Annotated in this window: 20 protein-coding genes; 12 read left to right on the top strand and 8 right to left on the bottom strand. The window is 62.4% G+C overall.

What is annotated here, in order from left to right; all coding sequences use genetic code 11:
• Window position 1 precedes the first annotated feature (1 nt).
• The 3 genes from QX071_RS30640 to QX071_RS30630 form a co-directional block, all read right to left on the bottom strand.
• A complete protein-coding gene (locus QX071_RS30640) occupies window positions 2–550 on the bottom strand; it encodes a TadE/TadG family type IV pilus assembly protein (RefSeq protein WP_315702945.1) in 549 nt (182 codons plus the stop codon).
• Window positions 551–720: 170 nt separating this feature from the next.
• The gene (locus QX071_RS30635; protein ID WP_315728240.1) at window positions 721–1,230 is read right to left on the bottom strand and encodes a pilus assembly protein N-terminal domain-containing protein; all 510 of its coding nucleotides are present in this window, start codon (window positions 1,228–1,230) and stop codon (window positions 721–723) included.
• A gap of 144 nt (window positions 1,231–1,374) precedes the next feature.
• Window positions 1,375–2,202, bottom strand: a complete 828-nt coding sequence (locus tag QX071_RS30630; RefSeq protein WP_315702943.1) for a sterol desaturase family protein — start codon at window positions 2,200–2,202, stop codon at window positions 1,375–1,377.
• 344 nt (window positions 2,203–2,546) lie between these two features.
• On the opposite strand from QX071_RS30630, the gene QX071_RS30625 reads away from it, so the two are divergent.
• The 9 genes from QX071_RS30625 to QX071_RS30585 all read left to right on the top strand — a co-directional run bounded on the left by QX071_RS30625 (window position 2,547) and on the right by QX071_RS30585 (window position 11,635).
• On the top strand, window positions 2,547–2,711 hold the full coding sequence (locus tag QX071_RS30625; protein WP_315702942.1) for a Flp family type IVb pilin: 165 nt from the start codon (window positions 2,547–2,549) through the stop codon (window positions 2,709–2,711).
• A gap of 326 nt (window positions 2,712–3,037) precedes the next feature.
• Window positions 3,038–3,562 carry a prepilin peptidase gene (locus QX071_RS30620; RefSeq protein ID WP_315702941.1) on the top strand — a complete coding sequence of 175 codons (525 nt, stop codon included), beginning with the start codon at window positions 3,038–3,040 and terminating at the stop codon, window positions 3,560–3,562.
• A 283-nt stretch (window positions 3,563–3,845) separates the two neighbouring features.
• Window positions 3,846–4,643, top strand: a complete 798-nt coding sequence (gene cpaB, locus QX071_RS30615; protein ID WP_315702940.1) for a Flp pilus assembly protein CpaB — start codon at window positions 3,846–3,848, stop codon at window positions 4,641–4,643.
• 17 nt (window positions 4,644–4,660) lie between these two features.
• The gene (locus QX071_RS30610; RefSeq protein WP_315702939.1) at window positions 4,661–6,136 is read left to right on the top strand and encodes a type II and III secretion system protein family protein; all 1,476 of its coding nucleotides are present in this window, start codon (window positions 4,661–4,663) and stop codon (window positions 6,134–6,136) included.
• A 22-nt stretch (window positions 6,137–6,158) separates the two neighbouring features.
• Complete coding sequence (locus QX071_RS30605; protein WP_315702938.1) at window positions 6,159–6,899, top strand: CpaD family pilus assembly protein; 741 nt, start codon at window positions 6,159–6,161, stop codon at window positions 6,897–6,899.
• Window positions 6,896–8,164, top strand: coding sequence for a CpaE family protein (locus tag QX071_RS30600; RefSeq protein WP_315702937.1), 1,269 nt, complete (start codon window positions 6,896–6,898; stop codon window positions 8,162–8,164). Before QX071_RS30605 ends, QX071_RS30600 begins: the two co-directional genes overlap by 4 nt.
• Before the next feature lie 25 nt (window positions 8,165–8,189).
• Complete coding sequence (locus QX071_RS30595; RefSeq protein WP_315702936.1) at window positions 8,190–9,665, top strand: CpaF family protein; 1,476 nt, start codon at window positions 8,190–8,192, stop codon at window positions 9,663–9,665.
• 11 nt (window positions 9,666–9,676) lie between these two features.
• A complete protein-coding gene (locus QX071_RS30590; protein ID WP_315702935.1) occupies window positions 9,677–10,651 on the top strand; it encodes a type II secretion system F family protein in 975 nt (324 codons plus the stop codon).
• Window positions 10,652–10,660: 9 nt separating this feature from the next.
• Entirely contained in the window at window positions 10,661–11,635 is a 975-nt protein-coding gene (locus QX071_RS30585) for a type II secretion system F family protein (RefSeq protein ID WP_315702934.1), read from the top strand.
• Between the two features lie 81 nt (window positions 11,636–11,716).
• Here the strand turns inward: QX071_RS30585 and QX071_RS30580 are convergent, their stop codons facing one another.
• A complete protein-coding gene (locus QX071_RS30580) occupies window positions 11,717–12,517 on the bottom strand; it encodes a tetratricopeptide repeat protein (protein WP_315702933.1) in 801 nt (266 codons plus the stop codon).
• A 126-nt stretch (window positions 12,518–12,643) separates the two neighbouring features.
• Window positions 12,644–13,015, bottom strand: coding sequence for a VOC family protein (locus QX071_RS30575; RefSeq protein WP_315702932.1), 372 nt, complete (start codon window positions 13,013–13,015; stop codon window positions 12,644–12,646).
• A 129-nt stretch (window positions 13,016–13,144) separates the two neighbouring features.
• Here QX071_RS30575 and QX071_RS30570 point away from each other — a divergent pair, with 129 nt between their 5' ends.
• Both QX071_RS30570 and QX071_RS30565 read left to right on the top strand, forming a co-directional pair.
• Window positions 13,145–14,527: a leucyl aminopeptidase family protein gene (locus tag QX071_RS30570; protein WP_315702931.1), complete on the top strand. Its 1,383-nt coding sequence runs from the start codon at window positions 13,145–13,147 to the stop codon at window positions 14,525–14,527.
• Window positions 14,520–15,362 carry a C40 family peptidase gene (locus QX071_RS30565; RefSeq protein WP_315728235.1) on the top strand — a complete coding sequence of 281 codons (843 nt, stop codon included), beginning with the start codon at window positions 14,520–14,522 and terminating at the stop codon, window positions 15,360–15,362. The genes QX071_RS30570 and QX071_RS30565 overlap by 8 nt, the downstream gene beginning before the upstream one ends.
• A gap of 126 nt (window positions 15,363–15,488) precedes the next feature.
• Here the strand turns inward: QX071_RS30565 and QX071_RS30560 are convergent, their stop codons facing one another.
• Window positions 15,489–16,442: a hypothetical protein gene (locus QX071_RS30560; protein WP_315702929.1), complete on the bottom strand. Its 954-nt coding sequence runs from the start codon at window positions 16,440–16,442 to the stop codon at window positions 15,489–15,491.
• A gap of 179 nt (window positions 16,443–16,621) precedes the next feature.
• On the bottom strand, window positions 16,622–16,951 hold the full coding sequence (locus tag QX071_RS30555) for a helix-turn-helix transcriptional regulator (protein ID WP_315702928.1): 330 nt from the start codon (window positions 16,949–16,951) through the stop codon (window positions 16,622–16,624).
• A 683-nt stretch (window positions 16,952–17,634) separates the two neighbouring features.
• Between QX071_RS30555 and QX071_RS30550 the strand changes: the two genes are divergently transcribed.
• Window positions 17,635–18,735 (top strand): IS4 family transposase, encoded by a 1,101-nt coding sequence (locus QX071_RS30550; RefSeq protein ID WP_315701243.1) that lies wholly within the window; start codon window positions 17,635–17,637, stop codon window positions 18,733–18,735.
• A 648-nt stretch (window positions 18,736–19,383) separates the two neighbouring features.
• Here the strand turns inward: QX071_RS30550 and QX071_RS30545 are convergent.
• Window positions 19,384–19,833, bottom strand: coding sequence for a cytochrome c (locus QX071_RS30545; protein WP_315702927.1), 450 nt, complete (start codon window positions 19,831–19,833; stop codon window positions 19,384–19,386).
• Between the last annotated feature and the right edge of the window lie 89 nt (window positions 19,834–19,922).

Here is a 19,922-nt window from a genome sequence, read left to right as displayed (position 1 = left end):
GTCAGTACGGCTCGTTCTTGAAAGCTGCGGTCGCAACCAACAGCCGCTTGCTTCCCGACAGGTTGGCGATGTTGTAGCCAAGCCCGGTCACGTAGATGGGCCACTGATAAAACAGCCGGACAACCACGATATCCCCTGCGCCGCCGGGATTGTACTGCATGTTGTTGATGAAGTTGCCGCTGCTGTCGATCTGGTTGTTGATCGTGACGTTCGAGAACGACGGATAACTCTGCACGTCGATAGAGATCTTGTTGCAGTCGAACAGCACCGAAACCTGGGTCTGCGTACAGACATAGTTCGCGAATTGCTGCTGGGTGTAGGAGCCCTGCTGGGCCTGTCCGGTCAGAATCATGCGAGCAGAATCCTGCGTCGCCGTCTCCAGCAGCTGGCCCGCGAAGAACACCAGCGCCGTCTCGATGATCGCGAACAGAAGTGCAAAGAAGATCGGGGCGACCAGCGCAAACTCGATTGCGGCCGCACCCCGGCGGTTACGCCGGAACCGGCGCAATACCTTATGGAACGACGCGATCGAGGACGTAGGGAAGACCATCGGCTCATCCGGCTGGAGCAATCAACCTGAGCGAAGGAAATAGCGGAAACTTCTTGGTGAAGCGTTTCCCACGACCGGAACTAAATGATGGGTTCTGTTAGGTCGGCATTAACCATGCCGCATGCCGGCACGACCGCATGCGGATGCAAGCCCGGCCGGCCCCATATTGATCAGTTCGTCTTTGCGGCTCCGGCGGCGACGCTGCCGCTCGCCTGACTGGACAGCGAGCCTGCCTGGTCCATGACCGACCTGAAATAGGTGTCGCCGTCCCCCAGCGTAACGCGCCGCTGGCAGAGCGGCATGCAGCTGTAGGTCTCGCGGTCGATACCCCGATAGATCGTCACGAGCTGGTCGGTCGGACCAGCCACCTGGATCTGCCGGTCGACCAGGATCTGGCCGCTGCGGTCCATCGCGATGAAGTTGGTGGCACCATAGCCCTTGCCCGTCACGATAAGGACCCCGCCATTCTGAAGGGTCACATCGGCGATCATCGGATTGCCGACCACGATCGTCGCAACCCGATCCGGCAGCTTCACCAGCTTTGCCTGATCGACGTTGACCGAGATTGCATTCGGCGCGGGATCGGCTAGCGCAGCGGCCGGCCAAAGCGCAACCACAATCGCAAGCGAGGGCAGTCCGAAAGACAAAGACGCAAGGCGACGCAACAGACTGAACGACATACTCAACCCCGGGGCATCAACATGCCGTCTCAAGCGATACGCAGCGGTGACGGCACCCGATGTCGCAATCTGCCTTGAATTGGTGAACGATCCGCAAACGCGGCCCGCATTTGCACGCCGCCGTCGGCGGAGCTTTCAACCACCTCAATGCCGGAACGGAAATGCGAGCTGGCCGACGATCTCGCCTGGCATGTCCGCTTCGTCCTTGCCGTAGACGAGCGGCAGCTGCCCCTCCGGCATGCGGAAGGTGCCGAACAGGAGATCCCAGATCGGAAAGGTTCCGGCGAAGTTGGTGTTGCCGCCTTCTTCCATCGGCGTGTGATGCCAGCGATGAAAGACCGGGGTGGCCAGAACATATCTGAACGGCCCGAGTGTCCAATTGAGGTTTGCATGCACGAAGGCCGAGTGAAAGGTCGTGAACGGACCGACCCAGATCATCACGTTGGGCGAGATGCCCGCCATCAGCAGAATGACATCGGCCGCAATGGTTCCGAGAATAAGATTCACCGGATGAAAGCGGGCTGCCGAGATCCACTCGAGATCCTCGGAAGAATGATGCACGGCGTGATACTTCCAGAACTCGCCGCCATGAAACACCCGGTGCGACCAGTACAGCAGGAAATCCGAGAGCACCAGGAACAGCAGCGCCTGCAGCCACAACGGCAACTGCGCCAACGGACCGTGGCCATTGTCATAGAATGCGATCAGCTCATCGGCGTCGTGAATCTTGAAGATGACTCCCGCACCCAACACGAGGAGACCGATCCGCAACACGCGCGCGAAGACCGGAACGAAGAACCAGTACACCAAATCGGTAACGAGCTCGCGTTTGTGCCACCACGGCTTGCCGGGATTACATGCCCAGAACCGGCTCAGCACCGCGAAAACGACAGCAAGCACAATCGTGGTCGGCACGACCTTCTCGATGGTCTCGCCGAGCATCGTAACGACTTCCATAGGCAGATTGGACATGAGCGCCTCGCATCAAAACCCTGCCAAGGCGTACTCTCTCGCGCTTAAGGAGCCGTAACCGTTCTTCGCCGCCGCCGATGGCGGCGAGGAGCTCGTCTCTATTCCGGGTACGAGATCGCACCGACCGAACAGACGATCCGCATCATATTCATCGCCTCAAATTTTCGATGCCCCCTTCATCGGAAATTTACTCTGCGCAACAACAGCCACTTGTAACCGTGTTTACGCGATCGAATTAACGACGCCGAAATCGTCGGCTCCTAGGGTGCCCACATGGTCACGGTGCTGAGAACGCCGAACGACCAGCTATAGTTCGACCAGCCACGTGTACATGGAGCTACGATATGAAGAATCTTCTTGCTCGTTTCGTGAAGGATGAGTCCGGCGCCACCGCGATCGAATACGGCCTGATCGCCGCCGGCATCTCGCTCGCGATCATCGCGGCAGTGAACGGCCTCGGCACCAGCCTGGGCAGCAAGTTCACCTCGATCAACGCGTCGCTGAAGTAAGCGGCCGTCACGACCAGAGCAAAGGCCCCGGCATCCCGGGGCCTTTATCATTTCCCCTCCTGTCGACGGCGTCCGCATGCGTAAGCCAATTGTGCCTGTAGCAACGACGAACAAATCGTTCGATGGGTCCGATGGACCGCTGCAATGGGTATGCCTTGCGCTCGGGCTATCCATCGTCGTGCTCGCGCTGCGGATCGCCGCCACGTGGTGAGAGGCTTGCGGGCTCGAACCGGCCCCTGGCGACCGGCCGTTTTCCGATCGTTCATTTCTCGGCGTTAGAACTTGACTTGGCGCCGCTCGCGCCGGCCGAACCAACGTGCTGAGCCATGGTCCTCGATATCGCCCGCCTTCTGCTGTTCCCGGCACTCATGGCGTTCGCTGCGGCGAGCGACCTGTTTACCATGACGATCTCGAACCGGGTCTCGTTGGCACTCGCAGCAGGATTTGTCGTGCTCGCGCTATTGGGGGGGATGGGTCCCTATGACATGCTGCTGCATCTCGCGGCGGGTGCGGCACTTCTCATCGTCGCATTCGGCTGCTTTGCCTGCGGCTGGATCGGCGGCGGCGATGCCAAGATCGCATCAGCCGCGGCGCTGTGGTTCGGCTTCGGCCACCTGTTGAACTACCTCCTCTACGCTTCGCTGTTCGGAGGCGTGCTGACGCTCCTCTTGCTGCAATTTCGCCAATGGCCGCTGCCTTACATGTTGGCCGGCCACCCCTGGCTCGCAAGGCTGCATGCCAAGGAGAGCGGCATTCCCTACGGCATCGCGCTCGCGCTTGGCGCGCTGATGATCTATCCGGACACCAGCTGGGTGAAGGCCATCGACCTCGCCCGCTTCGCCGGATACTGAAACGCCACAGCAACGCGGTGTTAAGGCGATTTAGATACGCCTCATTAACCATGCTTTGACGAATAACTGCTCAACTCCCATCACGGCGACGCCGGTGTCTCGGCGCTGACATTCCCCTCCTCTTCGGGAGGCGCTCTTGCGAATGCCGGCGCTCACGGGACACCAGCAGATTGATGCCAGTGAGACCTTGGATTGCTGTTCGCATGGCCGCCATGGGCAGGCAGGGAGCGAACCTCGAGCCGGCTTCACGGGTATCCCAGCGTAATGTGGAAAGTGAAGCGTAATGAATACCGCACGCATTGTCGTCCTGACCATCGCTGTCGGCGCCGGCGGCGTGGCCGCTTATCTTGCGAGCGGATCCGACGACAAGCCGGCACCGGCGGCACCGGTCGTCCAGCTTCAGACGATCGACGTCCTGGTCGCGAAGTCCGATATCGGCCTCGGTCAATCGATCAAGCCTGACGATCTGCAATGGCAGACCTGGCCAGCCGCGGCCGCAAGCAGCACATTCATCCGCCGCAGCGACCGCCCGGACGCGACCAATCAGGTGGTCGGCAACATCGCCCGGGCGCCGTTCATCGCCGGTGAGCCGATCCGCGAGCAGAAGCTGGTCAAGGCCGACGGGTCCGGCTTCATGGCCGCGATCCTGCCAACCGGCATGCGCGCGGTCTCGACGGAAATTTCACCCGAGACCGGCGCCGGCGGCTTTATTCTGCCGAACGACCGGGTGGACGTCATTCTGTCCAAGCGCGAGCACAATCCGGATCATCCGAATGCCGGAGACATGGTCAATTCCGAGATCATTCTGTCGAACATCCGTGTGCTGGCAATCGACCAGGCCCCCAAGGAGAAGGACGGCCAAACCACCGTCGTCGGCAAGACCGTCACCCTGGAGCTGAAGCCGGAGCAGGCCGAACTGCTGGCACGCGCGCGTCAGACCGGTACCTTGTCGCTGGCGCTGCGCAGCATTGCCGACCTCAACGTCGCCGAGAACCGCACCGAGGACCAGAGCCGCAGGCGCAGCGATAGCGTCGCCGTGGTTCGTTACGGCGTTCCCAGCACGATGACGACACAGAAGTGATCAAGAGGACTCCCGTTATGACATGCAACGAAAATCAGCGGATGAAGCCGACTTGGGCGGTTCGTGCGCTGTCGTTGTCTGCCGCCGCCGCGCTCAGCCTCAGCCCGGCATTGGCGCCGGCGATTGCTGCCGATTACCGTCCGGCGACGCCGGTCGCTGCGGACGGCCAGATGAATGCACGCTTCCTCGCGCTTGGTGTCGGCAAGTCGATCGTGATCGACCTGCCGCGCGACATCAAAGACGTACTGGTCGCCGACCCCAAGATCGCCAACGCCGTGGTGCGCTCCGCTCAGCGCGCCTATATCATCGGCGCGGCTGTCGGTCAGACCAACATCGTGTTCTTCGATGCTTCGGGCCAACAGATCGCGGCCTATGACATCGCCGTCAAACGCGACCTGAACGGGATGCGCGCCGCGCTCAAGCAGCTGCTGCCCAACGCGGACATCCAGGTCGAAGGCCTCGGCGAGGGCATCGTGCTGAGCGGCACGGCTGCGAGCCAGGTCGAGGCCCAGCAGGCCGGTGACCTTGCCGCGCGGCTTGCCGGCGGCGCCGACAAAGTGGTCAACTCGATCGTGGCGCGCGGCCGCGACCAGGTCATGCTCAAGGTGACGGTCGCCGAAGTATCGCGCTCGATCGTCAAGCAACTCGGTATCGACCTGTCCGGGCAGCTGAACTACGGCACCTCCGTGGTTCAGTTCAACAATTCCAACCCGTTCACGGCGAACGGGACCAGCCTCGTCTCCAGCAACGCCATCACCGCTGGCTTCGGCTCAACCCCCTCGGTGCAGGCCACGCTGCGGGCCATGGAGAGCGCAGGCGTGGTCCGGACCCTTGCCGAACCAAATCTGACCGCGATCTCCGGCGAATCCGCCACCTTCATCGCCGGCGGCGAATTCCCAATCCCGGCCGGTTATGCGTGCGACCCCACGACCCATGTCTGTACCACCCAGATCAGCTTCAAGAAGTTCGGTATTTCACTCAATTTCACCCCAGTCGTGCTGAGCGAGGGACGTATCTCGCTCCGGGTGATGACCGAGGTCTCCGAGCTCACGAACGACAATTCGATCACGCTGTCGCAGGCGGTCAGTTCCACCGTCACCAACTCGCTGACCGTTCCATCCATCAGGACCCGCCGTGCCGAAACCAGCCTGGAAATTCCCTCTGGCGGCGCCATGGCCATGGCCGGCCTGATCCAGCAGCAGACCAAGTCGGCGATCAACGGCATGCCCGGCTTGATGCAGCTGCCCGTTTTGGGCGCGCTGTTCCGCAGCCGGGATTACGTCAATAACCAGACGGAGCTGGTGGTGATCGTCACGCCCTACGTCGTTCGCGCTGTGGCGCCGAAGGACCTGTCGCGACCGGATGACGGCTTCGCCGCAGCCTCCGATCCGCAGGCCGACCTGCTCGGAAACATCAACCGCATCTACGGCGTACCCGGACGGGGCGAGCCCGGACGGAGCTATCGCGGCACCTACGGCTTCATCACCGACTGAGCTTGGAACGAGGATTTCACTGATGACCGCAACAGCCCCCCTCGTTCGCAACCGGCGCCTGCGCGTGGCAGCCGTTCTAGGTGGCGCGGCCCTGATATTGGGGGCCTGCAACCATACGAACGATGCTGTGACCACAGCGAGCATTCCCGAGGATTACCGCCTGCGACACCCGATCGCCGTTCAGGAAGCCAACGAATCCATGGTCGTGTTCGTCGGCCAAGGGCGCGGCGGCTTGACGGCCGAGCAGCGCGCCGACGTCATGGGCCTTGCGCAAAGCTGGCGTCATGAGGGTACCGGCGCGATCAGCGCCGACGTGCCGGTGCAGACCCCGAATGCGCGCGCCGCCGCCGATTCGATCCGGGAAATTCAATCGCTGCTTGTCGCCGCGGGGGTCCCGCCACACGCGGTGGTCGTACGAAACTATCGTCCCAAGGATTCGCGCCTGCTTGCAGCCATCCGCCTCAGCTATCCGAGACTCTCGGCGACGGCAGGCCCTTGCGGGCTCTGGCCGGAGGATCTCGGCCCGTCGATCAAGAACAAGGGCTATTTCGATAATCGCTCCTACTACAACTATGGCTGCGCCAATCAGCGCAATCTGGCTGCCATGATCGACAATCCGGCCGACCTGGTGCAGCCACGGTCCGAAACACCGCCCTATACCGCAAGGCGTACCGCGTTATTCGAGAAATACCGTAAGGGAACGCCAACCGCGATCACTTATCCTGAAGCCGACAAGGCCAAACTGAGCGATACAGGCAAATGATCAGCTACGCCCGACAGAGCCCCGAGGGACAGCCGGAGGTCGTGCCACCACCGGCCGACGATCACATCGCGCCTGCGCCCCGCGTTTCGGTGCAGGCCTTCTGCGAGACCGTGGAGACAGCCGCTACCGTCCAGGCAGCAGGCGAAGATCGTCGCCTCGGCAAGGCCCATATCAAGGTCCAGATGGGCGGCATGGCCGCCGCCATCGAGGCCTATCGCTCGGCGCCGACGCCGAATGTGATCGTGCTGGAGACGGACACACGGTCGGACATTCTTGCTGGCCTCGATCAACTCGCGACTGTCTGTGACCCGGGCACCCGCGTCGTCGTGATCGGCCGCATCAACGACGTTGCGCTGTACCGGGAGCTGGTCCGGCGCGGCGTCAGCGACTACGTACTGGCTCCGGTCGCCCCGCTCGACGTCGTCCGTTCGATCTGCAACTTGTTCTCGGCGCCCGAAGCCAAGTCGGTCGGCCGCATCGTTGCCGTCGTCGGTGCCAAGGGTGGCGTCGGAGCCTCGACGATCGCGCACAATGTCGCTTGGGCGATTGCCCGCGACCTCGCGATGGATTCCGTCGTTGCCGATCTCGACCTTGCCTTCGGCACCGCGGGTCTCGACTACAATCAGGACCCGCCGCAGGGGATTGCGGACGCTGTGTTCTCTCCCGATCGCATCGATATCGCTTTCATCGACCGCCTGCTGTCGAAATGCACCGACCATCTGAGCCTGCTCGCGGCCCCGGCGACGCTCGATCGGGTTTACGATTTCGGTGTCGAGGCGTTCGACGCCATCTTCGACACTCTGCGCGCAACCATGCCCTGCATCGTGCTCGACGTGCCTCATCAGTGGTCGGGCTGGACCAAGCGCGCACTGGTCGGCGCCGACGACATTCTGATCGTTGCGGCGCCCGACCTTGCATCCTTGCGCAATACCAAGAACATCTTCGACCTGTTGAAGGCGGCCCGCCCGAACGACCGGGTGCCGCTCTACTGCCTGAACCAGGTCGGGGTGCCGAAGCGGCCTGAAATCAATGCCGGCGAATTCGCCAAGGCGATCGAAAGCCAGCCGGTCGTCTCCATCCCGTTCGAGCCGCAGATCTTCGGAGCCGCCGCCAATAACGGCCAGATGATCGCGGAAATCGCCGCCAATCACCGAACGTCCGAGATGTTTCTGCAGATCGCACAGCGGCTCACCGGCCGCAGCGAAACCAAGAAGTCCAAGGGCTTCTTCCTGACACCCTTGATCGAAAAGTTGAGGGCGAAGTAAAGCGCCTCGTCTGGAGTTGTGAGTCGTGTTTGGTAAGCGTAGCGGATTAGACAGCGACAACCGGGTCATGCGGCCCGCGGCGCCTGCGCCGGAACCTGTTCCCGCCGCGGGCAATCCCGCGCCGCGCACTCTGGCAACGCCTGCGGTGTCATCGCCGCCGCTCGCGCCGATCCGACAGCCGCCACCTCCGCCGCCCGTTGTCGAGACGCGGCGTTCCGACAATTATTATCAGGTCAAGGCAACCATCTTCGGCGCGTTGATCGAGGCCATCGACCTCGCGCAGCTCGCCAAGCTCGACGGCGAATCCGCGCGCGAGGAAATCCGCGACATCGTCAACGAGATCATCGCGATCAAGAACATCGTGATGTCGATCGCGGAGCAGGAGGAGCTGCTCGACGACATCTGCAACGACGTGCTCGGCTACGGTCCGCTGGAGCCTCTGCTGTCGCGCGATGACATCGCCGATATCATGGTCAACGGCGCCGGCACGGTCTTTATCGAGGTCGGCGGCAAGATCCAACGGACCGGTATCCGTTTCCGCGACAATCAGCAGCTTCTCAACATCTGCCAGCGCATCGTGAGCCAGGTCGGCCGCCGCGTCGACGAATCCTCCCCGATCTGCGACGCGCGCCTCGCCGACGGCTCGCGCGTCAACGCGATCGTACCGCCGCTGGCGATCGATGGGCCCGCACTCACGATTCGTAAATTCAAGAAGGACAAGCTGACCCTCGATCAGCTCGTCAAGTTCGGGGCGATCACGCCGGAGGGCGCGGAGATCCTGCAGATCATCGGCCGCTGCCGCTGCAACGTGCTCATCTCCGGGGGCACCGGTTCCGGCAAGACCACACTGTTGAACTGCCTTACCAACTATATCGATCACGATGAGCGCATCATCACCTGCGAGGACGCGGCCGAACTCCAGCTGCAGCAGCCGCACGTGGTACGCCTCGAAACCCGCCCGCCCAATATCGAGGGCGAGGGGCAGATCACGATGCGTGAACTGGTCCGCAACTGTCTGCGTATGCGCCCCGAACGCATCATCGTCGGCGAGGTCCGCGGCCCCGAGGCTTTCGACCTGTTGCAGGCCATGAACACTGGCCATGACGGCTCGATGGGCACGCTGCACGCCAACAACCCGCGCGAAGCGCTGTCGCGCTGCGAATCCATGATCACCATGGGCGGCTTTTCGCTTCCCTCCCGCACCATCCGCGAGATGATCTGCGCCTCGATCGATGTCATCATCCAGGCCGCGCGCCTGCGCGACGGTTCTCGTCGGATCACGCACATTACCGAGGTGATGGGCATGGAAGGCGACACCATCATCACCCAGGACATCTTCGTCTACGATCTCGTCGGCGAAGACGCCAACGGCAAGATCATCGGCCAGCACCGCTCGACCGGCATCGGGCGTCCGCGGTTCTGGGAACGCGCCCGCTATTATGGCGAAGAAAAGCGTCTCGCTGCGGCCCTTGACGCTGCAGAAGTCGCCGGCAAGAGCTGAGAGACGCCACGATGAAGCTGCAGGTCCTCGCCCTCGCCTTTCTTGCCGCCACCGCGATCGGCGGCATTGCCTGGGTCTTCCTCTATCCGATCCTCTCGGGTGAGCGGAAAGCCGAAGCACGTCGGAGTTCGGTCGCCAAGCAGGAGCCGGTGGTCCGCCAAGCCGAGCGAACCCAGCGTTCGCGCCGCGAACAGGTCGAATCATCACTCAAGGACCTCGAGGCGCGCGCGCAGCAGCGGACCAAGGTACCGCTCAGCATGCGCATCTCGCAGGCCGGGCTCGACCTGACCGAGCAGAAATTCTGGATCATTTCGGGCGTTCTCGGCATCGCCACCTGCGCGATCGCGTTCTTCGCCGGCGGCGGCCTGCTCGGCGCGCTTGGCCTCGGCTTTGCCGCCGGGTTCGGCCTGCCGCGCTGGGCGCTGAGCTTCCTGAAGAAGCGGCGCGAGAAGCAATTCCTGGCTGCGCTGCCCGACGCCGTCGACGTGATCGTTCGAGGTATCAAGGCCGGCCTGCCGCTGTTCGAATCGATCAAGGTGGTCGCTGCGGACTCGCCGGAGCCGCTGCGCAGCGAATTCCTGGCCATCATCGAAACCCAGGCGATCGGCATGCCGCTCGGCGAAGCCTGCGCCCGGCTCTATGATCGGATGCCGCTGCCCGAGGCAAACTTCTTCGGCATCGTCATCGCGATCCAACAGAAGTCGGGCGGCAATCTGTCCGAAGCGCTTGGTAACCTCTCGAAGGTGCTGCGCGACCGCAAGAAAATGGCCGAGAAGATCCAGGCGATGTCCATGGAAGCCAAGGCTTCCGCCGGCATCATCGGCTCGCTGCCGCCGATCGTGATGTTGCTGGTCTACCTGTCCACGCCCGGCTACATCTCGCTGTTGTGGACCCATCCGACCGGCCAACTCATGCTGGTCGGTTGCGTGATCTGGATGTCGATGGGCATCATGGTCATGAAGAAAATGATCAACTTCGATTTCTGAGGGCGCATCATGGTCGATTTCCTCGTCAGCAAGCTTCATGATCCGCACTTCATGACCATGCTGTTCGCCGCGATCGCGGCGAGCGCGACGGTCTACACGCTGATCACCCCGCTATTCGCTGGCGAAAACCTCAACAAGCGCATGAAGGCCGTCGCCAGCGAACGTGAGCGGCTCCGGCAGCGCGAGCGCGAGCGGCTCGCCAGCGGCGAGAGGGTCTCGCTCCGACAAACGCCGAAGCAGATCGTCGCCAAGGTGGTCGACGACTTCAACCTCACCAAATGGCTCGCCCAGGAAGCGGCGCGCGAGAAGCTCGTGATGGCCGGCTATCGCGGCCAGGCCCCCTACATCACTTTCCTGTTTGCGCGCGCCGTGACGCCGATCGTGCTGTTTGTGGGCTCGGTGCTCTACGTCTTCGTCATCGCCCATATGGAGAAAACGCTGCCGGTCAAGGTCGGCATCTGCGTCGGCATGGCCTATCTGGGGCTGCAGGCGCCGATGCTGTTCCTGAAGAACGCGATCACCAAGCGCCAGCTCTCGATCAAACGAGCCTTTCCTGACGCGCTGGACCTGCTCCTGATCTGCATCGAATCCGGCATGTCGATCGAGGCGGCGTTCCGCAGGGTGTCCACGGAAATCACCGGCCAGTCGATCGCTTTGTCCGAGGAATTCACGCTGACCACGGCCGAACTCTCCTATCTGCAGGACCGCAAGGTGGCCTACGAAAACCTCGCCCGGCGTACTGGACTCGACGGCGTGAAGTCGGTCTGCCTTGCCCTTCAACAGTCGGAGCGTTACGGCACGCCGCTCAGCCAATCCCTACGGGTGATGGCGCAGGAAAACCGCGACATGCGCATGAACGAGGCCGAGAAGAAAGCCGCCGCGCTGCCGCCGAAACTGACGGTGCCGATGATCGTCTTCTTCCTGCCGGTCTTGTTTGTCGTGATTCTCGGGCCGACCGGCATCAAGATTGCGGCCATGCAATAAAAGATCGGCTGGCAATTCGTCGGCCGATCCTTCGGTCCCGGCACAGCGATTTCGCGCCGTAGGGGTGATCGAAAACGGGGATCAGTCCGGCCGATCGAGCGAGGCCACCGGAGCGCCACGACCGTTCTGCGGCTTGCCTTTGCCCTGCAGCATCTGCTTGAGATAAGCCACGTTGGCCGCCGCCTCCTCGGGCGGGAGATCAGCCCTGGCGATTTGTTCGGCCTCGCCGAAGCGGCCTTGCAGTCCGACCACCAGCGCCAGATTCTGCCTGACGCGCGCATCCGCGCGCTGCGACCCATAGGCTTGCCGTAAGACCTCTTCGGCCTTGGGCAGATCCTTCGCCAGCATGTAGGACAGGCCGAGATTGGACAACACCGAAGGCTCGCCCGGCACGATCTTCAGCGCGCTCTCGTAGTAGCGCCGTGCCTCGTCATGACGTCCCATCTGGTCGAGCACCGTGCCCTGTACGGACAAGAGCTTCCAATCCGGGTTGTCAGGCGAATGGGCGCGCGACAGCACGTCGAAGGCCAGCTTGAAATTGCCGTTGTCGGCCAGCGCCCGTCCGTAAGCCGCAAGGACCGCCTTGTTGCCGGGATTGGCAAGTGTCGCCTGTTCGAGGACGGCGACCGCCTGCTCGCGCTGACCGTTGGTGCGCAGCGCCTGGCCATAGGCAATCGCCGTGTTGGCGTCCTTGGGGTTGGCGCGGTAGCGATCGCCGTAGACCTCGATCGCCTGTTGCGGGCTGGCGGGCGGCTGCTCGGTCCTCGTCCGTAAGGAGCCTGTGACGTCGGACATGGTCTGGCAGCCGCCGAGCCCGGCAGCAAGGAGCGCGGTCAGGGCCGCGGAGGCAAGGAGCCGGACGGTAGAAGGCTGCTGACGCATGTCACATGGACTCGGGAGACGATCGGACCAGACGCGCCAGCAATAAACTGTTAACGCTAATAGGCGGTTAACGCTGCCATTTTTGCCGGGCCGATCCTCCCCGCGTTTGCGCGCGTCGCCTCTATATCAGGCATTGTGGGCGACGTACTCCACAACCATCCCGTCGGCGTGGCGATACCGCATCTTATGTCCGACCGGAGTGGCCTGGATGGGGTCGAGTTCGACAGCCCCATTCTGGCGCAGAACGGCCGCGTAGTGTGCGAGGTCGGAAACCTTGATGGTCAGGCTCGTCGCTTCGAACGGTTTGCGCTTTTCCTTCTCGCCCGCGATCACCAGCACCGACAGGTGCGGCGACGACACCGCGGCAAGCTCCAGGCCCGCTTCCGGATAGGCAAAGCGCAAGGTCTCTCGGCCGCCGAGCAGGTCCTTGTAGAAGGCCAGCGTCCGCGCGAGTGCATCGGGATCGACGAAGCATCTGACATAGGCCTCGAGGATCATCCGTTGTTCCTTCCGACGACCGGAGCAAAAGCGGCAACCGGGCGTCTCATCATGGCGATTGCAGGCCCCATCGAACTCTGCGAAGTCTACCTGCCATCTGCGCCGGTCGGTTCTGAGGATTTGTAAGACATGCCATCCGTATTCGACACTGCCGCCACCGCGACGGCTCGCCCCATCACCTTCGTCACCAAATCGACCTGGCCGACGATCCGGGACGGGCTTGGGCCGCAAGCGCGGCAGTTTGCCGACGCCAACGGTTTTGCCGCGAAGCCCGGCGCCTGCCTGGTCCTGCCTGCGCCTGACGGCCAGATCGCGCAGGTGCTGTTCGGGCTCGAGGATGATGCGGCCAAACACCGGGATTTGTTCCGGCCGGGCGCATTGGCCGGCCTGCTGCCGGCGGGCACGTATCGCTTCGCCAACCAGCCGCATGATGCGCGTCTGGCGGCGCTCGCCTTCGCACTCGGCAGTTACCGCTTCAGCCGTTATCGCAAGGCGGATGGGTCCGAGGTCCGGCTCGCACTGCCTGACGGAACCGATGCTGCCGAACTGACGCGCATCGCCGAGGCCGCCGCGCTCGCCCGCGATCTCGTCAACACGCCCTCCAATGACATGGGGCCGGCCGAATTGGCGCTGGCCGCGCAGCAGCTCGCCGAACGTCACGGCGCGAGCTTCAGCTGCATCGTCGGCGACGAACTCGTGCAGCAGAACTTTCCCTTGATCCACGCCGTCGGTATGGCCTCGACCCGAGCACCACGCCTGATCGAGCTCGTCTGGGGCGATCCGGCCCATCCCAAGGTCACCCTGGTCGGCAAGGGCGTCTGTTTCGATTCCGGCGGCCTGGATCTCAAGACCTCGAGCGGCATGCTGCTGATGAAAAAGGACATGGGCGGTGCCGCCAATGTGCTGGCGCTGGCCCAGATGGTGATGGGCGCGAAGTTGAAGGTGCGGCTGCGCGTGCTGATCCCCGCGGTCGAGAACGCGGTGTCCGGCAGCGCCTTCCGTCCGCTCGATGTGTTCCCCTCGCGCAAGGGCGTCACGGTCGAGATCGGCAACACCGATGCGGAAGGCCGCCTGGTCCTCGCCGACGCGCTCGCTTTTGCCGACGAGGAAAAGCCCGATCTCTTGATCGACATGGGCACCTTGACGGGTGCCGCGCGCGTTGCGCTCGGCCCCGAGCTGCCGCCGTTCTACACGCAGGATGACGCGCTCGCAGCCGATGTCGCGCGCTGCGCGGCGGCCGAGAACGATCCGCTATGGCGGATGCCGCTATGGGCGCCTTACGACTCCTGGCTGGATTCGAAAGTCGCAACGATCAACAACGCGCCGTCCAACGGCTTTGCCGGCTCGATCACCTGCGCGCTGTTCCTGCAGCGCTTCGTCGAGCATGCCAAGAGCTGGCTGCATCTCGACATCTATGCCTGGACGCCATCGGCCAAGCCGGGGCGGCCCGAAGGCGGCGAATGCCAGGGCGCGCGGGCACTCTACAAGCTCTTGAGCGAGCGCTATGGCTGATCCGCGTCTCACACCCGCGCGCGGCGACATCGCGGCCAAGCATCTCCAAGGCCAAGTCAGCGCCGCGCGCTTCGTCGAGGGCGAGAGCTTCGAAGTGGCCGCTGCGCTCGCCGACATGCGCGAGCACCCGTTTTCGAACGCCGCCCTGTTGACCCAGGCGCTGCGCGGCGAGCGGGTCACGATCTACGACCGCAACGCCGAAGGCTGGGCCTGGGGGCAGCTTGACAGCGACGGCTATGTCGGTTGGCTGCCCGATGCCGCGCTCGCTAAGCCGGCTGCAGCGCCGACGCACAAGATTGCGGCACTCCGCACGTTCGCTTTCCCCGGTCCTTCGATCAAGCTGCCGCCGAGCGAGACCCTGGTGCTGGGATCGCGGATCGCTGTGACGCGAGAGGATGCTGCATTTGCGATCACGCACGACGGCTTGCATCTGCCGAAGCAGCATATCGCCGTGCTTGATGCGATCGAGCCCGACTACGTCGCAGTGGCCGAGCGCTTCGTCGGCACGCCTTATCTGTGGGGCGGCAAGAGCAGCCTCGGCATCGATTGCTCGGGCCTCGTTCAGCTCTCGCTGAATGCGGCAGGCTTGGCCTGCCCGCGCGACAGCGACATGCAGCAGGCCGCGCTCGGGCGGCCGCTCGATGGCTCCGAAGCGATGACCCTGCAGCGCGGCGACCTCATCTTCTGGAAGGGGCATGTCGCGATCGTGCGCGATCCGGAGAGCATCGTGCATGCCAACGCCTATCACATGGCGACCGCGATCGAGACCACGCAGGATGCCATCGCACGCATCAAGGCCGGCGGCAGCGAGGTCCTGGCGATCAAGCGGCTGTAGAGCCGCCGCCTGCATGAAAGCGACGCAACGTCGTCTCTGAGGGCTGGCTCACTCTGCAGACCCGACGTTTAACCCCGCTGGCGAAGGCCAGCGGGGAGTATTTCTTGCAGTTGTGAACCCGGCCCTTCAGGCTGCACTCAGCATGCGAAGCCGCTGCTCCACCTGATCGAGCGGCGCACGCAAGGCCTTGCCGCCCTGCAGGCCGAACACGAATTCGCTCCCGTCGATATAGGCTTCGTAGGTCAATTGCGTCACGCCGCCCGGAAACACGACCTGCAGCGGCCCGTGGACCTGATTGCCTGAAATCACCTCACCTTGCACGACGTCCTTGTACAGGGCGACCCAGTAAACCGGCGCGACCTCGAACTGCGCGCCATTTCCGGAGTAAACGTTGGACTGCACCAGTGCCAGATCCCCGTCCATCCCGATGCCGAGATTCGCGAGCTCACCCGACTTGTTCTGGATCAGAACTTGCCCCGGATTGGCGCCGCCGTCCTCGAACAGTTGCTGAGCGCCGGATTCGAAACGACAGGCCCATTTCTGCCCCAGTTGAGTACCGAGCTTCTGCGAGGCCTTGTAGACGCCTTTCCCCCCGCTCTGCTTGTAGTTTGCGACGCCGACGAGATAGTTGATGTTCCACTGGACACCAGATTCACCGCTTTTCGGCACCGTCGTCTGCTTCCAAGACAGGCTCTTGAGCCCGGGCGAAGCGGGCAGCGTCTGATAGACGCTCAAGGTCCAGGTGTCTGGTGTGTTGTTCTGAAAATCGATTGTATACGTCGTGCTCGCAGCAATAGCTTGATCCATGACGACCGCCTCCTGTCCTGCCGAAACTGCCGCGCTGTATTTGAATTCGCCTTTCTGTCCCTCGTCCGTGATGGACTCGCAAACATACAGGCCGTAAGGGGCGTCTTGAAGGTTCGTGATTCGATAGGTGTGGTTCGACTTGAGCTTGAGCCCCTCCGTACGCGTGAGTTCCACCGGCGGATCCTCCTTCTTCTTCGGAAGCGCATCGCCCGTGCACTTTGTCTGGTAAGTCCAGACATCGCTCACCTTCAACCAAAGCTTATAGTAGGTCATGTTCATCTCCATTGGGCAAATCGGGTAAGAGCGATTGTTCACGTCCGTCGCCATTGCCCGATGAACTCAACTTTAGATGGTAATTTTTGAACGTCGATTGATTCCAATTTTGCGGGTCGCAAGCTCTTGCGCCTGGCACAACCAGCAGCCGCCCCCAATCAATTCAAATGTTCCCCAGGTCAGCTCTGCCCTGCCGCGACCAACCTGATGAATTTCATGAGCGCGGCAGCCGCGCCCGGAGATAAGAGCGCAAGCAGCTCCGTATGGGCGGGGGCCACTTCGCTACGCTCTTTATGCTGATCCATATGACCGATGCCGAGTAATAGCCAATCTGCCGAGATATCCAGTTCACGACAGAGGGCAATCGCATTGTCCAGCGTCATTGTGCCGTCCTCCTTCCATCGTGTAATCGCACTCTCGTGAACCCCCAATGCCCGGGCCAATGCATGCTGCTTGCGGACTGCCCTCGCCTCCAGTGCCTGTTTGATCCTTGCGCCTCGAGAATTCATGCCCGCCCCGTTGGACGCTCGCTTTCGCTGCAGCCGGTCTAGGCGCGCACCTCAACATTGGCGGCCGGCCAAGCCGATCGTCGCACAACCATTACTAGAATTTGATAAACTGACCTATAGGTGAGCGCATTGCCGAGACAATGGCTGCGACGACGCGTCTCCTTGTCCTTCGGTCGAACTTGCTCCAGCGGGCGTGACGCTGCTTCGTTCTGCCGAGGGCACACGCAGATTCGTCGGCTGGGCCGAGCGAAGCGTGTCCACCATTCGATGCCGGCCTCCGCGAGGCAATGTGGGCATGCGCCCCTTCACCTCCAGCTACACCGAATTGGCTTATCCGCCTGCGCTTTGGCTCCGTCATCGCGAGCCACGAAACAACGAAGCAACGAAGCAATTCAAGCCTCCTGCTTTCGCCTTGAATTGCTTCGCGGAAGCCTGTCATCCGGCCGTGCATCGCGCCGACCGGGCGGCTCGCAATACGGACACCGGCATCGGTGCCGCGCATCGCGAACCATGTCATCCCTATGTACCTATCAAACAGCAAGACAGACATCTGCGATCTCGCGACGTGATCCGCCCGAGCTTTGCGAAACGACGGCCCTCGAAATGGCGGAGGGCGCAGGGAAGGCCGCATAGGCGTTAAGTTTATGCTTGAGTGTTGGAATCCGCCGTGATTCGAACAGGGGATGGCAGACGAATCGCTCCTGAACGAGGACTGGACGAGAGTGGTTGCGCAGCTGGGCGGGGCTGCGCAGCTCGAGAAAACTGCGCGCCAGACGAAGGCCTTCGCGCGTCGGCGGCAGATTCCAGATGCGGTGACGTTACTTCGGCTGATGCTGGCCTATTGTTTGGGTGAAAGAGGGCTGAGATCGACAGCCGCATGGGCGGCTTCTGTTGGCCTTGCCGACCTCACCAGCGTGGCGTTGTTCTATCGGCTGCGTCAATGTGGTGATTGGTTTGCGGTGCTGGTGGAGGGCTTGCTCGCTGCGGCAGCTCCGAAGGCGAGCCAAGGCCGCCTGATCCGCATCATCGATGCGACGACAGTGCCTCAGGCGGGACCGGCTGCGCGCAAGAACAGTGAGCTTTGGCGCGTTCATAGCGCATTTGATCTGCCCTATGAGCGCTTTGGTCACTTCGAGCTGACAGATCAGCAAGAGGGCGAAACGTTTGACCGGATACCAGTGGTCAAGAACGAGATCCGCATTGCTGACCGCGCTTATCTGCAACCTGACCGCATTGCGGCCGTCCGCGAAGCCGGGGCCGACGTTTTGATCCGAGCGGGCTGGAAGAACGCACGTTGGCTTGACGCCAAAGGCCTTCCGTTCGATCTGATGGCCCAATTGCGTGCCGCGAAGGCGCGCGGACTGGTCGATCGGGAGATTTGGATCAAGCGCAAGGGCGGCGCGCCTCTGGCTATGCGTCTGGTCGCAATCAAGAAGCCCACCGGTGCGGCTGCTGCTTCTCGGCGTAAAGCCCGGCAAGACGCAAAAGATGAAAACCGCATCATCTCCAAAGAAACTTTGGAGGCTGCGGATTGGGTCATTCTGATCACGTCGCTCGCGCGGGACGAGTTCTCCACCAAAGATGTGCTTGCGCTCTATCGATTGCGATGGCGGATCGAGCTTGGGTTCAAGCGACTGAAGAGTCTGATTGGCCTCAAGACGCCGCCAGGAACCGATCCGCGCTCTGCCAAGCCCTACCTGCTGGCCCACCTCCTGATCATCCTGTTGCTCGAGCCGCTTGCCAGCGACTTCGAGGACTCTCCCCACTGGACGCAGGCCGCTTAACGACGCCTGGCGCTTGGCGGGTCCTGCAGCAGCTCGTTGCATCCTTGCTGCAAGCAATCATTCCACAACCAACCATCCGTTGCTTGCGCCGCAGAAAACGCGCGTTGGGGCGCCACCTTCGCGAGCCTCCTCGAAAACGCAAGTATCAATCGATGCTCGCGCTACCTTAACGCCTATGGGGAAGGCCGGGTGCTGACCGCACCCATGGCTCGCGTGCAGAGAAAGCACGCGGCAGAACCACAGGTACGGGCCGAACAACCGGCCTTCCCTGCGCGATGGCTTTACGGCTTATACGCGATCTCCCCAGGGACCGGCTTTCTTGCCCCTGTCGTCAGTGCGATGCGCAAGCATCGTCGCCAACTTAGCGCCAGCACCGGGGCGCCAGGACCACGCGACTTCGTCGTGCGCGTCGGGATTGTTCGTCGGCGCGAATGAACCGCGCTGCAACCCGACACGCCCATCGCATCCCGCTTCCCACGTCCGTGACGGTCGCGAAACGCCCCTCCTGAAGGAGGCGGGACAGCGACGATTAATGCCGGTGATTTGCCCGACGAGGCAAGCTGATTCTTTTTTCCCGAAGGGATGGACAGGTTTCGGCAAGGCATGCCCGTCGGGCAAACCACCTGCAGCTCTCGGGCTGGCTGGCGATTACTTTTGCTGAATGCGGTTGAGATAATCGATGACGGCGAGAATGCGCGTTCGCACGACGACTTCCGGGCTTTGCTGCGGCCCCGCCAGCTTCCAATAATACGGATCGACATCGTGAGGCAAATTGACGATGGGGTTGAACCGTTGTCCCCAGATCGGCATTTCACGCGAGCCATGAGCGGCGATCGCTTTCGATCCGTAGATCGTTTCATAAACCGCGTTGGTGGGAAACACCCCGTTGTTCTTCTTGGCCAGTAGCGTCAGATCGGGGGGCGCGACCTTGAGCTGGGCGCTGACCGGCCCTCCGCCCTTCCCATCCGCACCATGACAACTCGCACACGAAGACTGAAATTCCGACTTGCCGATGTCGACGTCTTCGGCCTGAGCTGCAGCGGCGAAGCCAGTGGCAAGACCGGCAACGATCAACCATTCTGCAACAGCTTTTATCATGTCACCTCCGACGCGGGTTGGGACGCCTTACTACTAGAAGCTCTGGTCACCGAGAGATTGACGCACATCAAGACGGCCTTGCCGTGTGG

The sequence above is a fragment of the Bradyrhizobium sp. SZCCHNS1022 genome, from assembly GCF_032484835.1.
GTDB lineage: Bacteria > Pseudomonadota > Alphaproteobacteria > Rhizobiales > Xanthobacteraceae > Bradyrhizobium.
This window is presented reverse-complemented; position numbering and strand designations above follow the sequence as displayed.

What these genes read in the sequence shown, in the direction of transcription:
- QX071_RS30640 (WP_315702945.1), bottom strand. Translation starts at nt 550, where the DNA reads ATGGTCTTCCCTACGTCCTCGATCGCGTCGTTCCATAAGGTATTGCGC.
- QX071_RS30635 (WP_315728240.1), bottom strand. Translation starts at nt 1,230, where the DNA reads ATGTCGTTCAGTCTGTTGCGTCGCCTTGCGTCTTTGTCTTTCGGACTG.
- QX071_RS30630 (WP_315702943.1), bottom strand. Translation starts at nt 2,202, where the DNA reads ATGTCCAATCTGCCTATGGAAGTCGTTACGATGCTCGGCGAGACCATC.
- QX071_RS30625 (WP_315702942.1), top strand. Translation starts at nt 2,547, where the DNA reads ATGAAGAATCTTCTTGCTCGTTTCGTGAAGGATGAGTCCGGCGCCACC.
- QX071_RS30620 (WP_315702941.1), top strand. Translation starts at nt 3,038, where the DNA reads ATGGTCCTCGATATCGCCCGCCTTCTGCTGTTCCCGGCACTCATGGCG.
- cpaB (WP_315702940.1), top strand. Translation starts at nt 3,846, where the DNA reads ATGAATACCGCACGCATTGTCGTCCTGACCATCGCTGTCGGCGCCGGC.
- QX071_RS30610 (WP_315702939.1), top strand. Translation starts at nt 4,661, where the DNA reads ATGACATGCAACGAAAATCAGCGGATGAAGCCGACTTGGGCGGTTCGT.
- QX071_RS30605 (WP_315702938.1), top strand. Translation starts at nt 6,159, where the DNA reads ATGACCGCAACAGCCCCCCTCGTTCGCAACCGGCGCCTGCGCGTGGCA.
- QX071_RS30600 (WP_315702937.1), top strand. Translation starts at nt 6,896, where the DNA reads ATGATCAGCTACGCCCGACAGAGCCCCGAGGGACAGCCGGAGGTCGTG.
- QX071_RS30590 (WP_315702935.1), top strand. Translation starts at nt 9,677, where the DNA reads ATGAAGCTGCAGGTCCTCGCCCTCGCCTTTCTTGCCGCCACCGCGATC.
- QX071_RS30585 (WP_315702934.1), top strand. Translation starts at nt 10,661, where the DNA reads ATGGTCGATTTCCTCGTCAGCAAGCTTCATGATCCGCACTTCATGACC.
- QX071_RS30580 (WP_315702933.1), bottom strand. Translation starts at nt 12,517, where the DNA reads ATGCGTCAGCAGCCTTCTACCGTCCGGCTCCTTGCCTCCGCGGCCCTG.
- QX071_RS30575 (WP_315702932.1), bottom strand. Translation starts at nt 13,015, where the DNA reads ATGATCCTCGAGGCCTATGTCAGATGCTTCGTCGATCCCGATGCACTC.
- QX071_RS30570 (WP_315702931.1), top strand. Translation starts at nt 13,145, where the DNA reads ATGCCATCCGTATTCGACACTGCCGCCACCGCGACGGCTCGCCCCATC.
- QX071_RS30565 (WP_315728235.1), top strand. Translation starts at nt 14,520, where the DNA reads ATGGCTGATCCGCGTCTCACACCCGCGCGCGGCGACATCGCGGCCAAG.
- QX071_RS30560 (WP_315702929.1), bottom strand. Translation starts at nt 16,442, where the DNA reads ATGACCTACTATAAGCTTTGGTTGAAGGTGAGCGATGTCTGGACTTAC.
- QX071_RS30555 (WP_315702928.1), bottom strand. Translation starts at nt 16,951, where the DNA reads ATGAATTCTCGAGGCGCAAGGATCAAACAGGCACTGGAGGCGAGGGCA.
- QX071_RS30550 (WP_315701243.1), top strand. Translation starts at nt 17,635, where the DNA reads ATGGCAGACGAATCGCTCCTGAACGAGGACTGGACGAGAGTGGTTGCG.
- QX071_RS30545 (WP_315702927.1), bottom strand. Translation starts at nt 19,833, where the DNA reads ATGATAAAAGCTGTTGCAGAATGGTTGATCGTTGCCGGTCTTGCCACT.